Annotated in this window: 27 protein-coding genes; 19 read left to right on the forward strand and 8 right to left on the reverse strand. The window is 40.2% G+C overall.

The window, feature by feature from the left end:
- Position 1: 1 nt before the first annotated feature.
- Positions 2-526 carry a disulfide bond formation protein DsbB gene (gene dsbB / locus L1068_RS09735; protein ID WP_237130092.1) on the reverse strand — a complete coding sequence of 175 codons (525 nt, stop codon included), beginning with the start codon at positions 524-526 and terminating at the stop codon, positions 2-4.
- Positions 527-797: 271 nt separating this feature from the next.
- Here dsbB and fadR point away from each other — a divergent pair, with 271 nt between their 5' ends.
- Together fadR and L1068_RS09745 are read left to right on the forward strand one after the other, a co-directional pair.
- A complete protein-coding gene (gene fadR, locus L1068_RS09740; protein WP_237130093.1) occupies positions 798-1,520 on the forward strand; it encodes a fatty acid metabolism transcriptional regulator FadR in 723 nt (240 codons plus the stop codon).
- A gap of 358 nt (positions 1,521-1,878) precedes the next feature.
- The gene (locus L1068_RS09745; RefSeq protein WP_010560664.1) at positions 1,879-2,484 is read left to right on the forward strand and encodes a peroxiredoxin C; all 606 of its coding nucleotides are present in this window, start codon (positions 1,879-1,881) and stop codon (positions 2,482-2,484) included.
- Positions 2,485-2,562: 78 nt separating this feature from the next.
- Here the strand turns inward: L1068_RS09745 and L1068_RS09750 are convergent, their stop codons facing one another.
- Positions 2,563-3,228 (reverse strand): OmpW family outer membrane protein, encoded by a 666-nt coding sequence (locus tag L1068_RS09750; RefSeq protein WP_010560663.1) that lies wholly within the window; start codon positions 3,226-3,228, stop codon positions 2,563-2,565.
- Positions 3,229-3,383: 155 nt separating this feature from the next.
- Between L1068_RS09750 and L1068_RS09755 the strand changes: the two genes are divergently transcribed.
- Together L1068_RS09755 and L1068_RS22055 are read left to right on the forward strand one after the other, a co-directional pair.
- The gene (locus tag L1068_RS09755; protein ID WP_237130094.1) at positions 3,384-4,301 is read left to right on the forward strand and encodes a glyoxylate/hydroxypyruvate reductase A; all 918 of its coding nucleotides are present in this window, start codon (positions 3,384-3,386) and stop codon (positions 4,299-4,301) included.
- 121 nt (positions 4,302-4,422) lie between these two features.
- On the forward strand, positions 4,423-4,557 hold the full coding sequence (locus tag L1068_RS22055) for a hypothetical protein (protein WP_267890920.1): 135 nt from the start codon (positions 4,423-4,425) through the stop codon (positions 4,555-4,557).
- 14 nt (positions 4,558-4,571) lie between these two features.
- Here the strand turns inward: L1068_RS22055 and smrA are convergent, their stop codons facing one another.
- The 3 genes from smrA to L1068_RS09770 all read right to left on the reverse strand — a co-directional run bounded on the left by smrA (position 4,572) and on the right by L1068_RS09770 (position 5,984).
- Positions 4,572-5,147, reverse strand: coding sequence for a DNA endonuclease SmrA (gene smrA, locus L1068_RS09760; protein ID WP_054978488.1), 576 nt, complete (start codon positions 5,145-5,147; stop codon positions 4,572-4,574).
- Positions 5,148-5,197: 50 nt separating this feature from the next.
- Positions 5,198-5,437: a hypothetical protein gene (locus L1068_RS09765; RefSeq protein ID WP_237130095.1), complete on the reverse strand. Its 240-nt coding sequence runs from the start codon at positions 5,435-5,437 to the stop codon at positions 5,198-5,200.
- Positions 5,438-5,531: 94 nt separating this feature from the next.
- Positions 5,532-5,984, reverse strand: coding sequence for a hypothetical protein (locus L1068_RS09770; RefSeq protein WP_237130096.1), 453 nt, complete (start codon positions 5,982-5,984; stop codon positions 5,532-5,534).
- 99 nt (positions 5,985-6,083) lie between these two features.
- On the opposite strand from L1068_RS09770, the gene L1068_RS09775 reads away from it, so the two are divergent.
- A complete protein-coding gene (locus L1068_RS09775; protein WP_010560658.1) occupies positions 6,084-6,464 on the forward strand; it encodes a response regulator in 381 nt (126 codons plus the stop codon).
- A 71-nt stretch (positions 6,465-6,535) separates the two neighbouring features.
- On the opposite strand, the gene rpsT is transcribed toward L1068_RS09775, so the two are convergent.
- Positions 6,536-6,796 (reverse strand): 30S ribosomal protein S20, encoded by a 261-nt coding sequence (rpsT, locus tag L1068_RS09780; protein WP_010560657.1) that lies wholly within the window; start codon positions 6,794-6,796, stop codon positions 6,536-6,538.
- A gap of 289 nt (positions 6,797-7,085) precedes the next feature.
- Here rpsT and murJ point away from each other — a divergent pair, with 289 nt between their 5' ends.
- The 13 genes from murJ (at position 7,086) to L1068_RS09850 (ending at position 21,782) form a co-directional block, all read left to right on the forward strand.
- Positions 7,086-8,648 carry a murein biosynthesis integral membrane protein MurJ gene (gene murJ, locus L1068_RS09785; RefSeq protein ID WP_237130097.1) on the forward strand — a complete coding sequence of 521 codons (1,563 nt, stop codon included), beginning with the start codon at positions 7,086-7,088 and terminating at the stop codon, positions 8,646-8,648.
- Between the two features lie 73 nt (positions 8,649-8,721).
- Complete coding sequence (gene ribF / locus L1068_RS09790; protein WP_237130098.1) at positions 8,722-9,648, forward strand: bifunctional riboflavin kinase/FAD synthetase; 927 nt, start codon at positions 8,722-8,724, stop codon at positions 9,646-9,648.
- A 25-nt stretch (positions 9,649-9,673) separates the two neighbouring features.
- Positions 9,674-12,502, forward strand: coding sequence for an isoleucine--tRNA ligase (ileS, locus tag L1068_RS09795; protein WP_237130099.1), 2,829 nt, complete (start codon positions 9,674-9,676; stop codon positions 12,500-12,502).
- 9 nt (positions 12,503-12,511) lie between these two features.
- Positions 12,512-13,000, forward strand: coding sequence for a signal peptidase II (gene lspA, locus L1068_RS09800; protein WP_237130100.1), 489 nt, complete (start codon positions 12,512-12,514; stop codon positions 12,998-13,000).
- Positions 12,997-13,437 (forward strand): FKBP-type peptidyl-prolyl cis-trans isomerase, encoded by a 441-nt coding sequence (gene fkpB / locus L1068_RS09805; RefSeq protein ID WP_237130101.1) that lies wholly within the window; start codon positions 12,997-12,999, stop codon positions 13,435-13,437. Before lspA ends, fkpB begins: the two co-directional genes overlap by 4 nt.
- Positions 13,437-14,366: a 4-hydroxy-3-methylbut-2-enyl diphosphate reductase gene (gene ispH, locus L1068_RS09810; protein WP_237130102.1), complete on the forward strand. Its 930-nt coding sequence runs from the start codon at positions 13,437-13,439 to the stop codon at positions 14,364-14,366. Before fkpB ends, ispH begins: the two co-directional genes overlap by 1 nt.
- A gap of 15 nt (positions 14,367-14,381) precedes the next feature.
- Complete coding sequence (locus L1068_RS09815; protein WP_237130103.1) at positions 14,382-15,392, forward strand: histidine kinase; 1,011 nt, start codon at positions 14,382-14,384, stop codon at positions 15,390-15,392.
- 2 nt (positions 15,393-15,394) lie between these two features.
- Positions 15,395-16,102, forward strand: a complete 708-nt coding sequence (locus L1068_RS09820) for a LytTR family DNA-binding domain-containing protein (protein ID WP_237130104.1) — start codon at positions 15,395-15,397, stop codon at positions 16,100-16,102.
- Between the two features lie 108 nt (positions 16,103-16,210).
- On the forward strand, positions 16,211-16,798 hold the full coding sequence (pilV, locus tag L1068_RS09825; protein WP_237130105.1) for a type IV pilus modification protein PilV: 588 nt from the start codon (positions 16,211-16,213) through the stop codon (positions 16,796-16,798).
- Between the two features lie 2 nt (positions 16,799-16,800).
- Positions 16,801-17,802 (forward strand): PilW family protein, encoded by a 1,002-nt coding sequence (locus tag L1068_RS09830; protein WP_237130106.1) that lies wholly within the window; start codon positions 16,801-16,803, stop codon positions 17,800-17,802.
- Positions 17,790-18,263, forward strand: a complete 474-nt coding sequence (locus L1068_RS09835) for a pilus assembly protein PilX (protein WP_237130107.1) — start codon at positions 17,790-17,792, stop codon at positions 18,261-18,263. The genes L1068_RS09830 and L1068_RS09835 overlap by 13 nt, the downstream gene beginning before the upstream one ends.
- A 1-nt stretch (position 18,264) precedes the next feature.
- Positions 18,265-21,378 (forward strand): PilC/PilY family type IV pilus protein, encoded by a 3,114-nt coding sequence (locus L1068_RS09840; protein ID WP_237130108.1) that lies wholly within the window; start codon positions 18,265-18,267, stop codon positions 21,376-21,378.
- A gap of 2 nt (positions 21,379-21,380) precedes the next feature.
- Positions 21,381-21,782 carry a type IV pilin protein gene (locus tag L1068_RS09850; protein ID WP_275419476.1) on the forward strand — a complete coding sequence of 134 codons (402 nt, stop codon included), beginning with the start codon at positions 21,381-21,383 and terminating at the stop codon, positions 21,780-21,782.
- Between the two features lie 215 nt (positions 21,783-21,997).
- Here L1068_RS09850 and L1068_RS09855 read toward each other — a convergent pair whose 3' ends face one another.
- A complete protein-coding gene (locus tag L1068_RS09855) occupies positions 21,998-22,510 on the reverse strand; it encodes a GspH/FimT family pseudopilin (protein WP_237130109.1) in 513 nt (170 codons plus the stop codon).
- Between the two features lie 48 nt (positions 22,511-22,558).
- Positions 22,559-23,095, reverse strand: coding sequence for a GspH/FimT family pseudopilin (locus tag L1068_RS09860; protein WP_237130110.1), 537 nt, complete (start codon positions 23,093-23,095; stop codon positions 22,559-22,561).
- A gap of 182 nt (positions 23,096-23,277) precedes the next feature.
- On the opposite strand from L1068_RS09860, the gene glnB reads away from it, so the two are divergent.
- Entirely contained in the window at positions 23,278-23,616 is a 339-nt protein-coding gene (gene glnB, locus L1068_RS09865) for a nitrogen regulatory protein P-II (protein WP_100912980.1), read from the forward strand.
- Positions 23,617-23,620: the final 4 nt, after the last annotated feature.

Here is a 23,620-nt window from a genome sequence, read left to right on the forward strand (position 1 = left end):
ATTAAATCTTTTTAGCGAAAAGCAAACGCGTAATTAACACAACAAACAATACCGCACTGGCAATCGCAAAGATCACTTGCATCCAACCAGGCATACTCAAGCCAAGAAATTGCCAGCTGATATTTCCGCAATCACCGGTGACTTCAAAAAACCATGGCATCCATTGATGCAGTGGTAAAAACTCAGGAAAATTTGGCTCAAACGCACAACCTGCAAAAGCAAATGGATCGGTATTATTTTGCATAGCGATATGTTCGGCAGCAATTAAGTAACCCCAAATTGCCGAAATAGCCCAAAGCGAAAACCCGATAACACGAACAAAGACATTTTGCGGTTTAATAGCACCTGTAATACCTGCAAACAATAGCCCCAGCATTGCGGTACGTTGATAAATGCACATTACGCATGGCCCTAAATCCATTGCATATTGGAAGAAAAGTGCAGCACTTTCTAAGACAAGTGCGATGCCTGCTAATAGAAGCCAAGGTAAGCGTTGTTCCGGCCAATGAGCAAGTTTTGAAAACATAGGCGTTACTAAAAATTCGTTAATAATGGGGCACACTATAAAAAAAACGCCACTGCTTCGCACGAATTTTCGTTGGAATTTTGTAAAACGGCGTAAATACCAAGGTTTGTGTGATTTTTAGATTGTGAAATGCGTTACAAACATTAACAGAGCTTTGGTAAAAACAGTTTACAGACTATTTTATCTTATGCATTTATTTGCTTGTGCAAACAATCGCATCTGGTACAATCAGTTTGATTAAAAAAGCATTAAAAGAACGACTGGACACTTCATGAGAATTTTTAAAGCCAAAAGCCCTGCGGGATTTGCTGAGGAATACATAGTTGAATCGATTTGGAACGGCGAATTTGCGCCAGGTTCAATTTTACCAGCAGAGCGAGAGCTTTCAGAGCTTATTGGTGTGACACGTACAACTTTACGTGAAGTGCTACAGCGTTTGGCGCGAGACGGCTGGTTGACTATTCAACACGGTAAACCAACACGCGTTAATAATTATTGGGAAACGTCGGGTCTTAATATTTTAGAGACGCTTGCTAAATTAGACTCAACGAAAGTACCCGAGCTAATTGACCAGTTGCTTTCAGCGCGTACCAATATCAGTGCTATTTATACGCGTTCAGCGATTAAAACAAATCCAGATAGAGTAATCGAAACCTTGTCCCGTGCTGATGATTTAGCTGACACTGCCGAAGCGTTTGCAGATTATGACTACCGCATGCACCACGAACTTGCATTTGCTTGTGGTAACCCAATTTATGTATTGACGTTAAATGGTTTTAAAGGCTTTTACGCACGCATTGCACGTCATTACTTTGCCGATGAGCGCACGCGTAAGTTAGCGCTTAAGTTTTTCGCAGAATTAAAAGCACTAGCAGAGCAAGACAAATTTGATGAGTCTATTTTCTTAGTGCGTAAATATGGTTTAGAGTCAGGCGCATTATGGCAAGAAATTAGAGAAACTATGCCTGAAGATATTATGGAGCAAGATGCGTAATTAACTGCGCGCTTATCCAACGAAAACCAGCACAATTGCTGGCTTTTTTGTTTTTATTGCTGACATAGCAAGGTAGGTGACACTTCCTACCTACCGTAAGAGAAACGTCGTGTAAAAACAACAATGATTGATAACCTAGAACACACAATTGTGTGATTTGTATTATAATCGTTTTTATCGAACGGCCTTATCGTTTTAATTGATTATCTTTAACTACATCGATTCGTTAAACTTTCTGCAGTATAAAAATAAAAGCCAAGCCCTCTTGGTTTTTTTTATTTTGGCATTATATTTATTGCCAGAGATGATGATAAATCATCAAAACTGGATATTTCATTATAAATAATTGGAGAAAATAATGGGCGTATTAGTAGGCCGCAAGGCACCAGACTTTACAGCTGCAGCAGTTTTAGGTAACGGCGAAATCGTAGATAGCTACAACTTACACGAAGCAATCAAAGGTAAAAAAGCAGTTGTTTTCTTTTACCCATTAGACTTTACATTCGTATGTCCTTCAGAGCTAATCGCTTTCGACAAGCGTTTTGAAGAATTCCAAAAGCGTGGCGTAGAAGTAATCGGTGTTTCTATCGATTCACAATTCTCACACAACGCATGGCGTAACACGCCAGTTAACGAAGGCGGTATTGGTCCAGTTAAATACGCACTAGTTGCTGACGTTAAACACGAAATCTGTCAAGCATACGATGTTGAGCACCCAGAAGCTGGCGTTGCTTTCCGTGGTTCTTTCCTTATCGATGAAGAAGGTAACGTACGTCACCAAGTAGTTAACGACTTACCACTAGGTCGTAACATCGACGAAATGCTTCGCATGGTTGACGCACTAGCATTCCACTCAGAGCACGGTGAAGTATGTCCTGCTGGTTGGGAAGAAGGTAAAAAAGGTATGGACGCAAGCCCAGCTGGCGTTGCTGCATTCCTTTCTGAAAACGAAGGCGACCTATAAGTCTTTTTCGTTAAAAGCTGCTTTTGAGCAGCTTTTAAAAGATATTAAAAAATCCGGCAATTGCCGGATTTTTTATAATTAGAACTTGTATTTAGCACCTAACATAAATACAAATGGGTCGATTGCAACGTCTGACGTTAATACCTTGTTGCCACCTGCAAATACTTCAGCATCTGTATCGATGTCGATGTAAGAAGCCATTGCGTGAATACCCCATTTTTCATTGATCATGTAGTTTGCACCTACTTGACCTGCTAAGCCAAATGAGTTTGATAGCTCAAGTTTTACATCATCAGTACCTAATACTGCTTTTAGGTCTGCACCCGCTTCGCTGTCAAAGAAGATAGTGTAGTTAACACCAGCACCTACGAATGCACGGAATTTGTCACCAGCGCTACCGAAGTGGTATTGTGCAAACAGTGATGGTGGTAAGTGTTTAGTTGAACCGATGCTTGCGCCGCCGATAGCTAAATCACCAATTTTACCTTCACCAGAAATATCGTGGCTAAATGGTGTTGCTGCTACTAACTCTACTACCCAGTTATCATTAATTGCGTAGTCAAATGTAATACCTAGCTGAGTGTTGCTGTCTACTGAAACGCCTGCAGTTGGGATTTCATTTAAGTAGCTTGTACCGCTGTCAGGGTTTACGTTGATTGCACCTACGTTAACGCTTAGTTTTGCCATTGCTGGTGCTGCGATTAAACCTGAAGTTAGTAATGCTGTAGTTAGTAATTTTTTCATCGATAATCTCCCGAATCATCTTTTGTTTTGATGTGGCTATTATCGGTAGCTAGAAAAATTAAAAGCTGTTCTAGATCAAGTTTTGATAGTCAAATACGGTCTATCCACATTAGAATTTGATTTAGATTAAGTTTTTGACTGCCTAGAGTTCGTTTATGAGTATTTTATTAGTAATCCCCAACCGTAAACTCGATAAACTCATCGAAAAATTTCACGGTGTATTGCCTGACGTTAAAATTCAGGTGTGGCCAGAAGTGAGTGATGCACTCGCGGTTGAATACATTGTTGCATGGCAACCACCGAAAGGATCGTTGGCACCGTTTGTTAATTGTAAGGCGATTGCATCGTTTGGTGCGGGCGTAGACAGTTTATTGCAATACGATGGTTTACCCAATGTGCCAATTACCCGTATTGTTGATGATAACTTAGCGAGTGATATGAGCCGTTACGTACTTACGCATATTTTAGCGTATCAACATCGAATCGAATTATACGTTAAGCAGCAACAAGAAAAACTATGGAAGCCAAAACGCGCAAGAATGGGCAATAAAGTAACAGTTCTTGGCGCAGGGCAGTTAGGTACTGCAAGCGCAAATTTACTGCAACTAAATGGCTTTGATGTCAGTGTTTGGTCGCGCACCGCTAAATCACTAGAGGGTATTACTAGTTATGCGCAAGATGATTTAACTCGAGCGATAAGTGATGCCGACTATATTGTGTGCTTATTGCCCTCAACTAAAAGTACCCACAATATGATTGATCATGCATTTTTATCAAAAACCAAAAAAGGCGTTGTGATTATTAATGTTGCACGAGGCGATATAATCGATGAGCAAAGCCTCTTAGCGAATCTCGATTCAGGTCAGGTAGCGCATGCAATTTTGGATGTGTTTAGCATTGAACCCTTGCCGCAAACGCATGCATTTTGGCAGCATAGCGCAATAACTATTACCCCTCATTGCTCGGCGCTTAGCAATGTTGATACGGTGACACGTCAGTTGTGTGATAACTATTTGAGATTAAAAGCGGGGCAAGCGCTTATGAACACCGTAGACTGTGGCTTAGGTTATTAAACTACTGGTTGTAAAACCAGCATTTTAATGGGTTGTTAAAATTTGTAAATTGTTTAGAATGATTCTCCAGTACAGTTTATGTACTAAAACAATAATAAAAAACAAAATTATTGGGGGAGTTATGCACCGCGCAATGGCAAAAGGGATCAAATTAAGCTCAGTCGCTTTATTGGTTGCTTTTTTAGGAGTGAGTGCTTGGTTCACTCAGGCTGATGAAGCCGTAAACCAAAATACAGTAGTAACAAATGCAGAATAAGGCTCAATAGAGCCTTATTTTTTTGCGTGAATTTCTTTGTTTGCAAGCTTCGCTTGTTCGTTTTTACTCAACAGTACGTAAACTGCGCCGTAGCCACCGTGGTGAGTTTGTGCTGTGTGAAAACCAAGTACAAACGGGAAATGCACAAGCCACGCATTTACATGGCTTTTTAATTTAGCTGGTTGTTCGCTATTTTCTTTGCCAACACCGTGTTTAATAAGCACAACACGTATGTTGCGGCGATGACAGTCCGACAACTCTTGTATTAACTTATCCTGTGCTTCTTTGATGGAGTGGCCTTGAAGCTCAATTTTTCCATCGATATCATATTTGGCAAGTCGCAAATTTTTAAATACGCCAGCCTGAAGGCCAGAAGATTTGTAGCTAATGTAATCGTCGGGTTCAACGTATTCAACAGTTGCACTACTTAATGCATCATTTAACAAGCTTATTTGCTTTGAACTTTGTTGCTTGTAGAAATTACTTAGCGCGTTCTTGGCGTTAGAGGTTGGGGTTGAAACAGCGTCTTGTTTTAGTGGCGTTACATCAGCCATTTGCTGTAAAAAAAGGTCAGAATCGGAATGTGACATGATATGGCCCCAAATGGTTAGGAAATCATGTCACTATTGTATCGCTATGCTTAATTCTGTTCTAGTTGATACTGGGTATAAACTTTAAATAGATAAAACGCATTAATCAGAATAAGCGTGATATTTGACAAATGCTGCTGTGGCGCAGTATTCATACTTTGCATAACAAAAAGAGCAACTAATGAAATTGCGGCAAATAGCTTGATAACCTTAGTATTATTAATAAAAAATGCACCAATACATAAAGCGACAATTGTTAGGTTTGTTGATAAAAAAATTAAGTTTTCCACTTTGGTGCCTCCGATAATACTAAGTGGCGCGAATTATCGGAGCATTCCAGCTTTTCTTCAAACGAGAAAATCTACAATTTTAGAATAAAAAAAACTAATCCGAAAAAAAGCTCAAGATCACAGAAATAAAACCTTCTTGCTTAACTACTTGATATTTATGACAACCTACATTTTGATTAATGTTATCGCATAAAAAGATCTTTCCTTGGTCTATTTCGCCTGCAAGAGTGAGGTCGGAATCAAAAATGGTTGCTGATAGACCTAAAAAACCAGGCCAATAGATACTTGTACCTACCACATTAAGCTTTTGGTACGAGATTAATTGTGGTTTGGGAATAATTAAAGCGGCGAGGGCAATAAAGGCTAAACTTAACCATAAGCCTTTTTTTGGCCTAGCTTCTACCTTAGCTGCTACTTGTTTTTGAGCGGCTTGAATTTCAGCCTGCGAAGGGCTTTGAGCTGGTTGTTTTTTTGTGGCTCTTTGTTTAACTTTTTTTTTGCTGGCCGAGTCGCCCATCAGCGACTGGCGCTTAATTTTAATAGACATATGTATAATTTCGTTTGACAATAGTGTCATTAATTTGTGATCTGAATTATAAGTATATAAGTTTAACATTATAATTCATTAATAAATACGGGACGATTTATGAGTGGTGAGCACGCTATTTTAATAGTTGATGACGTAGGGACAGTGAGAAACTTTCTTCACCAGACACTGATTCACTTTGGTTTAGCAAACATAGACGAAGCATCAACTGCACAAGCGTGTTTGGAACAGATTAAAAACCATCAATACGACGTGATTTTTTTAGATATTGAATTGCCAGATGGTGATGGTAAAGAATTGATCAAATCAATCAATGAGATTTCACCCGAGGCAAATGTGGTTATGGTTTCGGCACACTCAACGGTTGAAAACGTCAAGGACGCGATTGAGCGTGGTGCAAAAGGGTTTGTGGTAAAGCCGTTTTCACCAAAAAAGATTGCAGGTATTTTGAAGAAGCTACTGCCTGAGCTGGCAATTTAGTTGAGATACAAATTTTAGGCATAAAAAAACCGGTGTTAACCGGTTTTTTTATTTGCAAAATAAAGTACTAATTAAAGTGCTTTAATTTTTGCAGCAAGACGGCTCTTGTGACGAGCTGCTTTGTTCTTGTGAATTAGACCTTTAGTTGCGTAACGGTCTAAAACTGGAACTACTTTTTCGAAAGCTGCTTGCGCGCCTTCTTTGTTACCCGCTTCGATTTCAGCAACTACTTTCTTGAAGAAAGTACGCATCATTGAACGACGGCTTGCGTTGTGCTGACGACGCTTTTCGCTCGTAATAGCACGTTTTTTTGCAGACTTGATGTTAGCCAAGGTTTGCTCCTAACAATCTTAAAATAAGCTTAATTTAAAGGCCGAGGAATATGCCAACATTAAGAGCAAAAGTCAATGACTTTTGTACTTTAGTTTAGCTTAATTGCTGTACTGGCTTGCCTCAACCGAACAAGTGGCGGGAGTATATCAAATAAGCACTTAGCAATACTAGTACTTCACAAGATAATTTATCGTTATAAACTGCATACGCGTGTGTCACCACATAAGCAGTTTGTGGCATACTGAGCAACTTAATTTTATTGTCAGTTATTAAAGCGTAGGGGGAGCAGTGGCAAAAGGCCTATTTCGTTCGGGAATGGTTGTGAGTTTAATGACCTTTATTTCCCGTATTTTAGGATTGGTGCGCGATGCGGTTACGGCTCATTTACTCGGCGCAGGAGCTGCTGCTGATATTTTTTTATTTGCCAATAAAATCCCCAATTTTTTACGTCGCCTCTTTGCCGAAGGGGCGTTTGCACAAGCGTTTGTACCCGTATTAACTGAAGTAAAAGAAAAAGACGGCGACAACGGAGTACGCGTATTTGTAGCTCAAGCAGCAGGCACCCTCGGTACGGTGTTATTAATTGTCACAATTCTGGGGGTGTTAGGATCAGGTGTGGTTGCCGCGATATTTGCACCGGGTTGGTACAATGAATATGTTACTGGCGGTGTCGAAGGGTTTAAGTACGAACTATTCAGCCAAATGCTTAAATTAACCTTTCCTTATTTGTTTTTTGTTAGTCTTGTAGCGTTATCTGGCGCAGTACTCAATGTCTACAATCAGTTTTCGGTTGCCGCTTTTACACCTGTTTTATTAAATATCTCTATTATTGGTTGCGCATATTATTTTCACGATAAATTTGAGTTTGGTGCATTTGCTATGGCACTTGGTGTGTTTATCGGTGGCCTAGTACAGCTTTTGTTTCAACTGCCATTTTTACGAAAAAATAATGTGCTGGTAAAACCTACATTTGCGTGGCGCGATAAAAATGTAAAGAAAGTGCGCACGTTAATGTTACCTGCAATGTTTGGTGTTTCGGTAAGCCAAATCAACTTGTTGTTAGATACAGTGATTGCGTCGTTTTTAGTTACCGGCTCAGTTGCTTGGCTTTATTATTCTGACCGGTTAATTGAATTTCCACTTGGTTTGTTTGGTATTGGTATTGCGACAGTTATTTTGCCTACCTTGTCTAAGCTACATGTCAATGATGATCCTAAGCAGTTCCAAGCCACGGTCGATTGGGGCGTACGTTTTGTTGTTTGGCTTGGTATTCCCGCCTGTTTTGGTTTAATTGTGTTAGCGCCTTTGATTATTAATGTGTTGTTTGGTCATGGGGAATTTATGGCCAGCGGCAATCATGTTGAAAAGGTGGCAATGGGTGTGACTGCGTATGCGTTTGGCCTGTTAAGCTTTATGTTGATTAAGGTATTAGCACCCGCTTTTTACGCGAAACAAAATACCAAAACACCAGCCAAAATTGGCGTAGCCGCAATGGTATTAAATATGGTATTTAATTTAATACTAGCACCAATGTTTGGATATTTAGGTTTAGCGCTGGCAACATCGCTTTCCGCTACCTGTAATGCAATTTTACTCTATTATTTTTTGCACAAACAGGGCGTTTATGGGGTGTCGAAAAGCACCGTGTGGTTTTTCGTTAAGTGTTTAATCGCCAGTATTTTAATGTTTTTAGCTGTTTATCAATTGCAGCACTATTTCCCATGGCAGCAGCAAGGCTTTATGCAACAAGTAGCTTTGTTAAGTGGATTTATCGTGGTCGCAGTAGTTGTTTATTTTTTATTGCTTGTGCTCATGGGTGTGCGATTCAGACAAATAAAAAATATTAACTGATAATCGAGTAAAAAAAGTCTATAATCGGGCGCTTAAATTTTAATTCACTTTTTTTGAGGTTTGCTAGTACGTAATGGAGTTAATCCGCGGTATACACAATATAAGGCCAAAACATAAAGGCTGTGTATTAACCATTGGTAATTTCGATGGTGTGCATTTAGGTCACCAAGCGGTTATCAAAGGGCTAATTCAAGATGCAAAACAATATCAATTACCCAGTACGGTAATGATATTTGAACCTCAGCCACAAGAGTATTTTAGAAAAAGTGATGCACCAGCACGTTTAACACGTTTACGAGACAAGCTAGCGTTATTGTCTCAATTAGGGGTGGAACGTGTTATTTGCATAAAATTTAACGAGAAATTTGCGAATCAATCTGCTGACGAATTTGTTGAGCACGTGCTGGTTGAAAAACTTGGCGTAGCAGCGTTAACTGTGGGCGATGATTTTCGATTTGGTAAAGGTCGCAGTGGCAATTATCAAATGTTACAAATAAGCGGTGCAACGCATGGCTTTAATGTAAAAAGTACCGCAAGCTTGCGTCAAAAAGATTGTCGCGTGAGTAGTACTGCAATTCGCTTAGCACTAAGCCAAGGTGATATTCATCTGGCAAATGAAATGTTAGGCCGAACTTACAGTGTTATTGGTAAAGTGGTACATGGCTGGAAGAAGGGTCGAGAACTAGGCTTTCCGACGGCAAATATTCCGCTTAAACGACAAGTTAGTCCGTTAAGTGGTGTGTACTGTGTACAAGTCACAGTAGCGAATAAGATTTATTACGGGGTTGCTAATATTGGCACTAAGCCAACATTTAACGGCAAGCGCACCCTTTTAGAAGCGCACCTTTTTGATTTTAATTGTGACCTTTATGGTCAGATTATCGAAGTCGCACCTGTGCATAAACTTCGAGATGAAATAAAGTTTGATAGCTTTGCCCAGTTAACAGCGCAAATTTCGCGTGATGTTGACGAAGCAAAAGCCTATTTTGATTTAATTTAGTAGCCGATACGGAAAGTAGAATTAAATGAGCGACTACAAACATACCTTAAATTTGCCGGAAACTGAGTTTCCAATGCGTGGTAACTTAGCACAACGCGAACCACAAATGCTTAAATCTTGGTACGAGAAAGACTTATATGGTCAAATTCGCACCGCTAAGAAAGGCAAAAAATCTTTCATTTTGCACGACGGCCCTCCGTATGCGAATGGCAATATTCACCTAGGTCACTCTGTAAATAAAATTCTTAAAGACATTATTATTAAGTCTAAGACGCTTTCAGGCTTTGATGCACCGTATGTTCCAGGTTGGGACTGCCACGGTCTACCAATTGAGCTACAAGTAGAAAAGAAAGTAGGCAAGCCAGGTAAAAAAGTGTCTGTTGCCGAATTCCGCGAAAAGTGCCGCGACTACGCTAAAAAGCAAGTTGAAGGGCAAAAGGCAGACTTTAAACGCCTTGGCGTATTCGGTGATTGGGACAAGCCTTATTTAACAATGAACTTCGACTTTGAAGCAAACGCGATTCGCGTATTAGGCCGTATTATTAAAAACGGTCACCTTCATAAAGGTTCTAAGCCAGTTCATTGGTGTACAGATTGTGGTTCAGCACTCGCTGAAGCTGAAGTTGAGTACCAAGACAAGCAATCGCCTGCAATTGATGTTAAGTTCACCTTTGCTGATCAAGCAGCACTTATCTCTAAGTTTAACTTAGCGGATGGTCATGAAGGCGAAGGCGATATCAGCATTGTTATTTGGACTACAACACCTTGGACACTGCCTGCTAACCGTGCGGTTGCAGTGCATGAAGGTCTTGAGTACAGCTTAGTTCAAATTGAAACTGAACAAGGTAAGCAGCGTTTAGTATTAGCATCTGACTTAGTAAAAGATGCAATGGATCGTTACGGCGTGGATAAGTTCCATGCACTTGGTTATTGCCAAGGTTCAGACCTTGAATTATTGCAAACAAATCACCCATTCTACGATTTCACTGTTCCTGTGATTTTAGGTGAGCACGTTACGACTGATTCTGGTACGGGCGCGGTTCATACTGCACCGGGTCACGGTCAAGAAGACTTTGTTGTGGGTCAGCAATATAACTTAGAAGTAGCTAACCCAGTGGGTGCCAATGGTGTGTATTTACCTGATACTGAACTATTTGCAGGCCAACATGTATTTAAAGCGAATGCGAGCGTAATTGACGTATTAACTGAGAAAGGCGCATTAATGCATCATCATGCGCTTAATCACAGTTATCCGCATTGTTGGCGCCATAAAACGCCAATTATTTTCCGTGCAACACCGCAGTGGTTCGTAAGTATGGATCAGGCGAATTTACGTCAAGATTCATTAAGCGAAATTAAAAAGACTCAGTGGCTACCAGAGTGGGGCGAAAGCCGCATTGCGAACATGGTTGAAGGCCGCCCAGATTGGTGTATTTCACGTCAGCGCACGTGGGGTGTGCCAATTGCACTATTTGTTGATAAAGATACTGGTAGTCTACACCCGAATACTGCCGAGCTTATCGAGCAAGTTGCTGCAAAGGTAGAAGAAAAGGGTATTCAAGCTTGGTATGACTTAGAAGTAACTGAGTTACTAAGTGCTGAAGATGCAGCGCAATACGTAAAAGTACAAGACACGTTAGATGTTTGGTTTGATTCAGGTGTAACACACGCATGTGTTGTCGATGCACGTGAAGAACTAACAGGCCCTGCTGATTTATATCTTGAAGGTTCTGACCAACACCGTGGTTGGTTTATGTCGTCAATGATGACATCAGTTGCGATTAATGGTCACGCTCCATATAAGCAAGTGCTTACACATGGTTTTACGGTTGACCAAAATGGTCGCAAGATGTCGAAGTCACTGGGTAACGTAATTTCGCCGCAAGATATCATGAACAAAATGGGTGCAGATATCCTGCGTTTATGGGTGGCTTCTACTGATTACACAGCAGAGATGACAGTTTCGGACGAAATCTTTAAACGCTCTGCAGACCGTTACCGCCGTATTCGTAACACTGCACGTTACTTATTAGCGAACCTAAATGGTTTTAATCCAGAAACAGATATGGTTGCAGCAGATGAAATGGTTGCCCTTGACCGTTGGATCGTAGACCGTGCTGCTGTATTACAAGACGAGTTAGTTGCAGCATACGATGAATATCAAATGCTGGTAGTAACACAAAAGCTAATGAACTTTTGTACCGTTGAACTTGGTTCATTCTACTTAGATGTAATTAAAGACCGTCAGTACACAGCAAAGGCTGACAGTGTTGCACGTCGTTCATGTCAAACAGCGCTTTACCATATTGCTGAAGCAATGACACGCTGGATGGCACCAATTATGAGCTTCACAGCGCAAGAAATTTGGCAAGTACTACCAGGTAAGCGTGATGAATTTGTATTTACAGGCGAATGGTACCAAGGTCTGGTAAAAGCTGATTCTGCTAAGCTAGATAACGCTTTCTGGCAGCAACTCTTAGAAGTGCGCGCTGAGGTAAACAAAGTACTTGAAGCTGCACGTAAAGAAGAGAAAATCGGCGCAACATTGCAAGCAGAAGTTACCTTGTATGTGGGAACTGAGCTTGAAGCGCAACTGAATGCGCTTGGCGATGAGTTACGCTTCGTATTGCTTACCTCAAAAGCTGCTGTTGAAAATAAAGATAACCGTCCAGCAGATGCGGTTGCAAGCGAAATTGACGGTTTGTTTATTTCGGTAGCAGCAACATCAGCAGAAAAGTGTGAGCGTTGTTGGCATTACTGTGATGATGTAGGCACTCATGAAGAACACAAAGATATTTGTGGCCGCTGTGTAACCAACGTAGATGGCGAAGGTGAAGTTCGTCAATTTGCATAGGGGAAAAGTGTGTTAAAAGGACGTAGTGGTCTAATTTGGTTAGTGCTCAGCATCATTTTGCTGGCACTAGACCAGATTACTAAATGGGTAGTGAGCACAGAAATGTCTCTCTACCAAACAATTGATATTCTGCCAGTGTTTAACTTCACTTATGTGCACAACTATGGTGCTGCATTTAGCTTCCTAAGCGAAGCAGGTGGATGGCAAAAATACTTTTTTAGTATAATCGCAGTGACGATCAGTGTACTGCTGATTTATTGGCTAAAAAAATTACCAGCAACTAACAAATTACTATGCAGTGCGTACGCATTAGTGTTAGCAGGTGCAATTGGTAATTTGATTGATCGCTTAGTACATGGATACGTAATAGACTTTCTACATGTATATTACCAGCAATATGATTTCCCTGTGTTTAATATTGCTGATGTTGCAATCAGCATTGGCGCAGCGTTGCTGTTACTTGATGCGTTTTTTGAGCAAAAAGAGAGCGATAAATGACAGATTTAAAGATTGGTGAAAACTCAGAAGTAATTTTTCACTTTTCAATCAAATTAGAAGATGGCTCAGCTGCCGATTCTACGAAAGTTCACAACAAACCAGCTAAATTAGTGATGGGTGATGGTAGCTTAACTGCAAATTTTGAAAAGTGTTTGCTAGGTTTATGCCAAGGTGACGAAAAAAGCTTTAAGCTAGCACCTGAAGATGCGTTTGGTATGCCAAACCCAGATAATATTTACTATGTTGACCGCAGTAAATTTGGTACAGATACACCGGCTGAAGTAGGCGCAATTATCGCGTTTACACAACCTGATGGCACTGACCTTCCTGGTTTAATTCGCGAAGTTGCGGGTGACTCTGTAACGGTTGATTTTAATCATCCATTAGCGGGACAACAGGTTGAGTTTGAAGTTGAAATTTTAGAAGTGCGAAATTAATGAAAATTTTGTTAGCAAACCCTCGTGGCTTTTGCGCAGGGGTTGATAGAGCGATTAGCATTGTTGAACGTGCTTTAGACTTATTTAAGCCGCCTATATACGTGCGTCACGAAGTTGTGCATAACAAATATGTGGTTAATCGTCTCAAAGATCGCGGTGCAATTTTTGTCGAAGAATTGCACCAAGTACCTGACGATAACATTGTTATTTTTAGCGCTCACGGTGTGTCGCAAGCCGTACGCAAAGAGGCTAAACGCCGCGAGCTTAAAGTGTTTGATGCAACCTGTCCACTTGTTACAAAAGTGCATATGGAAGTAACACGCGCTAGCCGAAAAGGCACAGAATGTGTGTTAATTGGTCACCATGGTCACCCAGAAGTAGAAGGTACTATGGGGCAGTACGACAATGAAGATGGCGGTATTTACTTGGTGGAAACACCAGAAGATGTAGCAACACTTTCAGTAAAAGATGCGAATAACTTGTTCTACTGTAGCCAAACAACACTGTCGGTGGATGATACTGCCGATGTGATTGATGCGCTGCGAGTAAAATTCCCAAACATTCATGGTCCGCGCAAAGACGATATTTGCTATGCAACACAAAATCGCCAAGATGCGGTGCGTGATTTAGCCGACAAGAGTGATTTAGTATTAGTGGTTGGCGCTAAAAACAGCTCTAACTCAAATCGTTTACGTGAGCTAAGTGCAAAAGTAGGAACACCTGCACACTTAATTGATGATGCAAGCGTAATGGAGCAAGTCTGGTTTGAGGGTGTAACGAGTGTCGGTGTAACCGCAGGAGCATCTGCACCAGAAGTCTTGGTGCAACAAGTGGTAGACCAACTCAAAGCATGGGGTGGCACGGAAGCAATTGAAAACCCAGGTGAAGAAGAAAATATCATCTTTGCGGTACCTGCCGAATTGAGATAACTACAAGGCTTGCTAATGATTTCGATGAATCAAATTAAAGGCGATTTATTAGCAAGCTTACTTAATGACCGCGCACTGTTAGCAGTAATTATTGTCGGCCAACTGTTGGCCGTTATTTTAACCTTCTCACCTCTTATTCACCGCGACCCTTGGCTTGCCCTCGCACCCGTTAGTCTGTTTATTCATTTTGTTTCACTCACCAGTTTAACGTCAATTTATTTGCTTAAAAGTCAGTTGCAAAAAGCGAGCTATCAGCAGCAACTTATTGTACTTGTTCTCCTTATATGCGGTTTTACAGTTGCAACCAGCTACTTTGTTTATTCATTTGAGATTTTAGATGAAATTTCGCTGCTCGAATTTTTAACACGAAATTTGCTTATCGCGTTTATAATCGCAATGCTTTACGCGCAATTTAGCATTATGCATGCGGAGCGCAGCCATTCAGAACAAGTCGCCACTAAGGCGCAGTTAAGTTCATTGCAAGCGCGGATCAGACCACACTTTTTGTTTAACAGTCTTAATATGGCAGCTGAACTGGTGTATCACGATGCGCAAGATGCTGAAAAAACCATTTTAGCGCTGGCAGATTTATCCCGTGCTGCAATGCATTGCGATGAAGCGATTTTACTTGAAAAAGATGTGTTATTAGCCCAACAATATATGCTGGTTGAGTCGTGGCGTTTTGGTGAAAGGTTAACGGTTGATTGGCAAATTCCAGAGCAATTACCTGTACTTAAAATACCTGCGTTAACTATTCAGCCTCTTTTAGAAAATGCGATTTGCCATGGCGTTGAGCCAAGTGTGAATTCATCACATATTTCAGTGCAATTATTAGTAAGTAATAGTTCGGTGTCGCTCATTGTCGATAATCCGTACTTGCCTGAAGCATCTAAATCGAGGCCTAGCAATGGTATTGCGGTAGAGAATATTAAAGAGCGGCTGCATATGTATTTTGGCAAACGAGCAAAATTGACTCATTTTGTTCAAGGCGATAGTTTTCGCACTAAGTTAGTGATCCCGAGATAGCAATGAATGTACTGATTGTTGATGACGAACCGTTAGCGCGCGCGCGGATCGCACGTTTACTGCAAAAATTAAGGCCAGACTTTCACATAATGTCGCTTGCGGAAAACGCTGAACAGGCGTTACTGGCGTGTAGCGACTTAGTGCCAGATTTAGCATTACTTGATATTGAAATGCCCGGATTATCAGGAATAGAGCTTGCTGAAAAATTAAAACAATTTAATCCACCGCCTGCGATCATTTTTATCACCGCTTACCCTGATAAAGCGCTTCCTGCGTTTGCCGTAGCACCGCAAGGTTATTTAGTTAAACCGATTGATGAAGTTGCACTTGCAAAAGCGATAGATGGTTTGAAGACTTCTCATCGCGCGCAAACTGCTTTAAAGCAGCAGGCTGCTATTGAATATATCGAAGGTGGAATCCAGAAAAGTGTGTTGGTATCAGATGTTCGACTCGTTCGTTCAGAAGACAAATACTTGCGTGTCATTACGCCAAATACAAGCGTGTTAATTGAAGGTTCGTTAAAAAAACTCTTATCAGAATTTGAATCTTATTTTGTCAGAGTGCACCGCAACACAATTGTTAATCAAAGCTACCTGACCGAAATTGGTCAAGACCACAACAAGCACTGGCTTAAACTATTAGATTTTAATGAAAAAGTAGAAGTTAGTAGGCGCGAGTGGCCATATATTAAACAGCTAATTCAGCAATAACTACCGTTTATCTGAAATCTTAACCGTTAACACTCTGTTAATTGAGTTTCATTTTTCGTTCAGCGATTATTAAGCTAGAAAATTTTCAGCTTAAAGGATGAATGAAAAATGAGAGTAAACTCGTCACCTTTTTCCTCATTACCAAGGCAACAAGCAAACAAAGGCTTCACACTTATAGAGGCACTTATAGCTTTTATTATATTAACAGTGGGGCTATTGGGCACAATTGCGTTACAAAGCAGTGCAAAAAAAGCAAGTTACGATGCCAATCAACGCAGTGCAGCGTTAGCATTAGCGAATGATATTGTAGAACGCATACGCTCAAACGATAGTGTCAATTTGGTTAACCAATATGATGTCGATTTTAATTTTCAAACAGCATTGCGAAATACAAATTGTATGAATGCGGTTTGCTCCTCAGATCAAATGGCCCAGTACGATATATTGCAATGGCAAAAAGCACTTAGGGTTGCAGATAACACCGGTGCGTTAGCTAATGGTTTCGTCTGCATTACACCAACTGCTGAAGTAACGCCGGCGGGGGTGCAGCCAACAAGTGTGGACCTTCAAGTAGTGGTTGCTTGGCAGGGACGTGCTGAAATTAAGCAGTCAAATGAAAATTCAAGTGTGGTTTGTGGCAATTTGTCAAATCGTCGAATGGTTGTAGTTAATAGTTATATTTTCGTGAGGGCATAAAGATGAAATTTGGTTTTACAAAAAAATCAAACAAAGGCTTTACATTAATAGAGCTGATGATCTCACTATTTGTTGGTGCATTTATTCTGGCAGGCGTTATGTTTACTTACCTTGGAATGAAAGTCACAACATCTGAGACGATGGACTTGGGAGAACTTCAAGAGTCAGGCCGACTGGCCATGGATGTTTTGAAGCGAGATATTGAGTTGTCCGGCTTTTGGGGAAACTACAGTTTAACGCCAGACGCAGATACATTATTGGGTGGCTTACCGGCAGCGCCTGCAAATGATTGTTCCGCAGGTCAAAACAACGCGTCTTTTCCGGTCGTTAGCAATAGAAAATTTATCTCGTTGTTCGCCTCTGATGATGCTATGAACTGTATCGGTACAGCAAATGGCGATAGCGATATATTACAAGTGAAACGCGTAGTTGGACAGGACTCAACTGGACAGCCCACATCTGCAAACCAACAGTATTTTATCGCTAACCCTCAAGCTGCAAGAATAGTAAATGGAACTGGCGGTGTTATTCCAACTACTGGTAATGAAAAGGTCTGGGAATATCTCCATAATGTGTATTTTATTCAAGATCAAAACTATACCTTGAACGGTAAAACAGTTTCTATTCCTACGCTACGACGCATGCGCTTAACTAGAGGGCGAATGACAGCTGAAACAATAATGGAAGGCGTTGAAAGTCTTCGGTTTTTGTTTGGTTTAGATACTAATGGCGACGCTCGCGTTGATATTTATCGCAGCGTTGACAATATGAATCAAGCTGACTGGGAGCAAGGTACGTCGTCCATCTTAACGGTGCAAATCTTTCTTCTTGTTCGAACGTTTGAGCCTAATCCAAGTAACTCACCGGGAGAACAGACGTTTGTTTTAGGCGGTGATACACCTGCAACCTTGAGGACTTTGACTTTTAACGATGACTTTCGTCGGAAATTGTTAACATCAACTGTAAGACTAATGAATTCAGGAAGTGACAAATGGGTAATTTAAAAATTAAGCTTCAGAAAGGCGTAGTGCTCATAGCAGCAATGTTGATGTTACTTATGGTATCTGGGATTGCAATTACGGTAATGAGTGGTAGTGCCCTTGATAGTAAAATGGTAAATGCAAGTCAAGACACGTACCGTGCAGAGTCACTTACTAAGGGAGACACGGAGTTAGCGATTAAGAACGAATTGCAAAGTGGTGCTGGAAATAGATTTATTATAAAACGTAGTGCTTATCCAGTTAGCCAGCAGTTTGTTATTAACTCTAACGGCACAACTATAGTAATGACGAATGAGAACACTAACCCTGTTGTAGATTTGCTTGATTGCCCGCCCAAATTTGCTGCAACGTCAGGTATCAAATGTAATTATTTGAGGCTCAACTCAACTCAGAATTACGGGAAAAAAGACAGACATACAATGAACATTAATACCGGTATTCAACAAGAAATGATGGGTAACTAAGATGAAAGATATATATCATTTTTTAAAACTTAGCACCTTGTTAGCAACTTGGCTAATATGTGTTAGTACACCTTCAGCTTTGGCTGAAGATATTGAACTATATGTAAATAACCAATTAGAAGAAACTGAAAATGCCAGAGTAATGCTAGTTTTTGACACATCAGGCAGTATGGGGTGGTCAATAAATGATGGTAAAAGGTGTTACGATCGATATGATAAAGATGAAATGGATTGTGTCGAAAAACTTTACAGTAACGGAAGTCCGTATAAATGCCGAGTTGGATATGAGGATGCACCTGTTACCACTTGCCCTGCAAGCCGACTACAAGTAGCCAAAGAAGCAATAACTAGCTTGATCGATAATTTAGACGGTGTTGATCTAGGCTTATCTCGTTTTTACAGTGGTTCTGGTGGCTACATTGTTGCTGATATTGGTTCAAGTAAAGAAAAGTTAAAGACGCAAGTCAACAATTTTCCATCGTCAGGGTCAACCCCTTTAACAGAGACAGTTTCTGAAATCTATCGTTACTTTTCTGGAGGTTCAGTTAATTATGCGAAAAATCGTGATGGGCGCGATAAAACCATTGAAAGTAACGGTAAGTATATTTCTCCATTTGCAAATTTAGTGGATGGAAAGTATCAACCACGCTGCTATAACGACGCATTTGTTGTAATTATTACCGATGGTGACCCAACAAGCGATAGTGGTGCTAACACGACGATTAAAAACTGGCTTTATGCCAAGGAAAATGTTTATCCAAGCGAATATAAAGGCAGTCACTTACCCAATCTAGCTCGCTATATGGCGCAGTACGATGTTTATTCGTCAACTGCAGATATTGAAGAGAAGGTAAGAACATTCACTATTGGTTTTGGTACCGGTATGAGTGATAACGGTAAGGCTATATTAGAGAAAGCTGCTGACAAAGAGTACGGTAATGGTGACTATGTTTTAGCAGAAAATGCGAATCAATTAAACAAAGACTTAAAAGCAGTTTTTAATACAATTCGAGAAATAAATGGTACCTTTTCATCACCTTCAGTTGCAACTAGCCAGAGTGATAATACTCGTTCAAAAGACTCGATTTATTATGCGATGTTTTTACCAAACTCTACATCAGCGTGGAATGGTAATATTAAAAAGTTGAAAGTGTCTGGTACGTCGATTATCGATCAAACTAAATCAGCAGCAATTGATGCGAATAACGGGGCAATTAAACAAGACGCAAAAACATTTTGGACAACTTTCGGTGCAAGTCAGCCGGGAGATGGTAGCAATGTAATGAGTGGTGGTTTAAATCAATGGATTAAGGCCCCGAATAGCCGTGCTGTTTTTACAGATATTGGTAAACAACTACAGCCATTCGTAGACTCTTCAAGTGATGTAGTGAGTTTGATGAAAACGGCTGCGGGCGTTGATGAGCAAGGCGCAAAAGAGCTTATAAATTGGAGTAAAGGTAGTACAGGTACTAAAGATAGTAGCGGAAATTGGCAAAAACGAGATCATATAATGGGGGATCCGTTACATTCAAAGCCAGCTGCGATTAACTATGACATTAATGGCGAAGCCGTTACCCATCTTTTATTTGGTACGAATGCTGGTTATGTTCATATGTTCTCAGATGACAGCGATACGCAAGCTACCGAAAAGTGGTCATTCATCCCAAATGAGTTGTACAAAAACATTCCGAAACTAAAAGATGAGGTTATTGGTAAGGTTTATGGTATGGATTTATCACCAACTGTTCATTTTAAGGACAGCAATGGCGACGGTATGGTGAATGGTAGTGATAAGGTGTGGGCATTTTTTGGTATGCGCAGAGGTGGCAGTAGTTATTATGCGTTAGACATCACGAACCCTTCATTGCCAACATTTTTATGGAAAAAAAGTAATGCTGATACCGGGTTTTCTGGTTTAGGACAGACTTGGTCAGAGCCCAAAGTAATTTATGTTAATCATTCTTCTTATGCCGATAAGCCATTATTAGTCTTTGGCGCGGGTTTTGATAATGAATACTATGAAGAAGGTGCTGGGCAGTCTGTAGGAGCGGGTATTTATCTTGTCGATGCGGAAACAGGAGATTTAGTATGGAGCTCGATTCCTGGGAATGGTATATCAAATACTAACTTTCCGGGTACTGACAGTATTACGGGAAGTATCGCTACCCTTGATTCGGACTATGACGGATATGTTGACAGGTTATATGCATCGGATGTAGGCGGCAATGTTTGGCGTTTTGATTTACCTGGCAGTGAACCATTCGGCAGTGAACCTTGGTCCGTGTTTAAATTAGCGTCGATTGCTAGCACCGGGTCAAATGAACGTAAATTTTTCTATCAACCAGAAGTATCTCGCACTTACTTTAGTAAAGTTACTGAATATGCAGTAAATGGTGAATTAGTAAACGTGACTCGTAAAGAAGTTCCGTTTGAGGCTGTTGTAGTTGGTAGCGGGGACAGAACGAATCCTTTAGGTAAAGATATTTCAAACCACCTTTATATGATTCGAGATGAGAATGTATTAACCGAATCATTCAAGTCAGGGGCTCCAGATACAATTCAATTCACTGATCTTATGAAAATGACGCCGGATACTTTTGGTAATTTATTGAGTGATTACAACGCTTTTGTAGAGCAAGAACATCGTTTAGCAAGTTTCAAAGGTTGGTACTACCAGTTAGGTGCGACCGAGAAGGCTTTAGCTAGTCCATCGGTAATTGGTGGTGTAGCGTATTTCCCAACATTTACACCAGGAGTATCAACTTCTAATTGTTCACTTACGGGTGGCTTGGGAGCTTTATACGCATTTAATCTACATTACGGTGTAAAAGTGTATAACAATATTAAATTCGATGCGGGCGACACTATTCCACCAACACCTCAGCTTGTTGTAAACGACAATAGTGATGGAAAATCTCAGTTTTTATTAATTGGCGTGGGTACAGGTGATGGAAGTGGTGTTATTAAAGCAAAAGCGATTAGTGATAGTGCAGTGCCGAAACAAAAATGTGATGCAAACGGTGCAAATTGTGAGATTGATTTAACAGGTGAATTTGCTGGTTTCGAAACTCGAAGAAGTTACATTTATAGAGAATCAGAAAACAAGGTTAATTAATAATGAAAAAGAACGGATTTACTTTAATCGAAATGATGATAGCAGTAGCAATTATAGGTATATTGGCTGCGGTTGCATATCCTATGTATAGTCAATTCGTATACAAAGGCGCTCGTGCTGAGGCTATGTCTGCTCTATTAGATATTGCTAATAGGCAAGAGCAACACTATGCAGATAACCATGAGTATACGAACAACTTACAACGTTTACGGGTCGCGACTACCACTGAAAAGGGCATGTATGCGATAAAGATAGTATCAGATGGCTCGTCATTTACTGCGACAGCAACTCCAAATGATACACCAGCAACCAAAGACGAAGAGTGTACTTCATTCTCTATTAATGACCTCGGGCAAAAGCAGGCTACAGGTACTATTGATTCCTCTAAATGTTGGGGTAAATAGAGAAAAATAGCTGTATCATTATAAAAAAGCCGGAATGCAATTCCGGCTTTTTTATTGTAAAGGGAAAATACACTAAAAACTAAACTATCCACCAAATTTAGAGATTATTATCAAGTCTTTAAATTATCGCTTTCTAACTTGTGATAGATCTCGTTAAAATGTCATCAAATAGGATGGGTTAATTAAGTTAGATCTAGCTCACAGTGCATATAGTTTTAGTTTTCGCACATTTCAGAGTCCCTTACCCTTATTCTGCCAACCTGGCTGATGGTAAGACGGTTTCCCGTTAGTTCAGGGTATAATGGATTGCAATATAGAAAACTACCTGACTGCATAAAGTTTATTGATGCATCGGGGCGATAAGTAATAGCTAATCTTGGGTAGGTTAGACTATCCTCATGAAAAGTACTTTCAATTTCGAATAATATAGCTTCGTCTGAATCTAATGTTAGGTCAAGATTCTGGTCAATAAACACCATGATTGGCTTATTCCAGTCCTTTTGGCAGCGGTTGTTAACTAATGGGCATAATGTAACATTTGTAGAATGTGAGATTGCATAATGCCGAGCAAGATAAAGTGATTTGAATAATCGGGTGATTTGGTTTTCTATACGGTGTTGTGCAATTAATATCTCAAAGTTTGGAATTGCAATACTTGCTAGAATTACAATAATAGACACAGTAATCAATAACTCTACAAGACATATCCCTTTTAGCGTAGCTTTCATCCTTGAAAGTCCAGTTAAGCTCAAATTGTAGAATTAAGTATAGTTTAGTTAAATGCCACTACAAGTTAATACGTCTTCGCCAAGCTTCCAAGTGTTACCCGAAACATTGACTTGAACTGCAGAGGTGTGGTCATTCTTACCATTTGTACATATCACAAATTGATGTTGTTGTGCCAAGCGACCCTGACCATCAAATGCGATACTGCCATTCCCAGCTTCTTGTTCAATAATGTCTTTGTCACTTGGAGGATCCATTACGCGTAGTGTTAATTCATTAGCACTATCGAGTGTATTATTATTGTCAGCGTCAACAAATGCCACTATAGGGTTTTTACTCCAATCGGTTGTGCATGCACCACCACTTTCGGGAGTTTTAATTGGGCAAATTACTACAAGTTCATCAGAAGTACTTGCTGTTGCTCGTGCGTACTTTATCGTTCGACTAAATTCATCGATAAAGTTGTTTGCTCTCTCTGATTCTAACATGGAGCCATAGTTAGGTATCGTAATGGCCGCAATAATACCCAGTATAGCGACAGTTATAAGTAACTCTAATATTGTGAATCCGGTTTGAGATTTTTTCATCTTTTGTACCTCCTTTAGTAATTATACGCTTTTGAAAAATCCAGACTAGTAGATTGTATAATTCTTTTAGAACAGTTATTTATATTGATGAAAATATTTACCAATATGTCTATAAGTAAATACCTTGAATTGATTAGTTAACGCGATAGAATGGTGGCATTAAGCATATTGGAAACATATCTATGAAAAAAATAGAAGCAATCATCAAACCATTTAAACTCGATGACGTTCGTGAAGCGCTGTCAGAAATCGGCATCACAGGTATGACGGTATGCGAAGTGAAAGGTTTTGGTAGGCAAAAAGGGCATACCGAACTGTATCGCGGTGCCGAGTACATGGTGGACTTTTTACCAAAAGTAAAATTAGATATTGTACTTGCCGATGAAGATGTAGACCGTGCGGTTGATGTTATTGTAGAAACGGCGCAAACAGGCAAAATTGGTGATGGTAAGATATTCGTTTCTGATATTGAGCGCGTGGTACGTATTCGTACACAAGAAGAAGATGAAGCTGCTATTTAAGCTT

Origin of the sequence: Pseudoalteromonas sp. MMG024 (assembly GCF_021654175.1) — a bacterium.
Classification (GTDB): Bacteria; Pseudomonadota; Gammaproteobacteria; order Enterobacterales; family Alteromonadaceae; genus Pseudoalteromonas.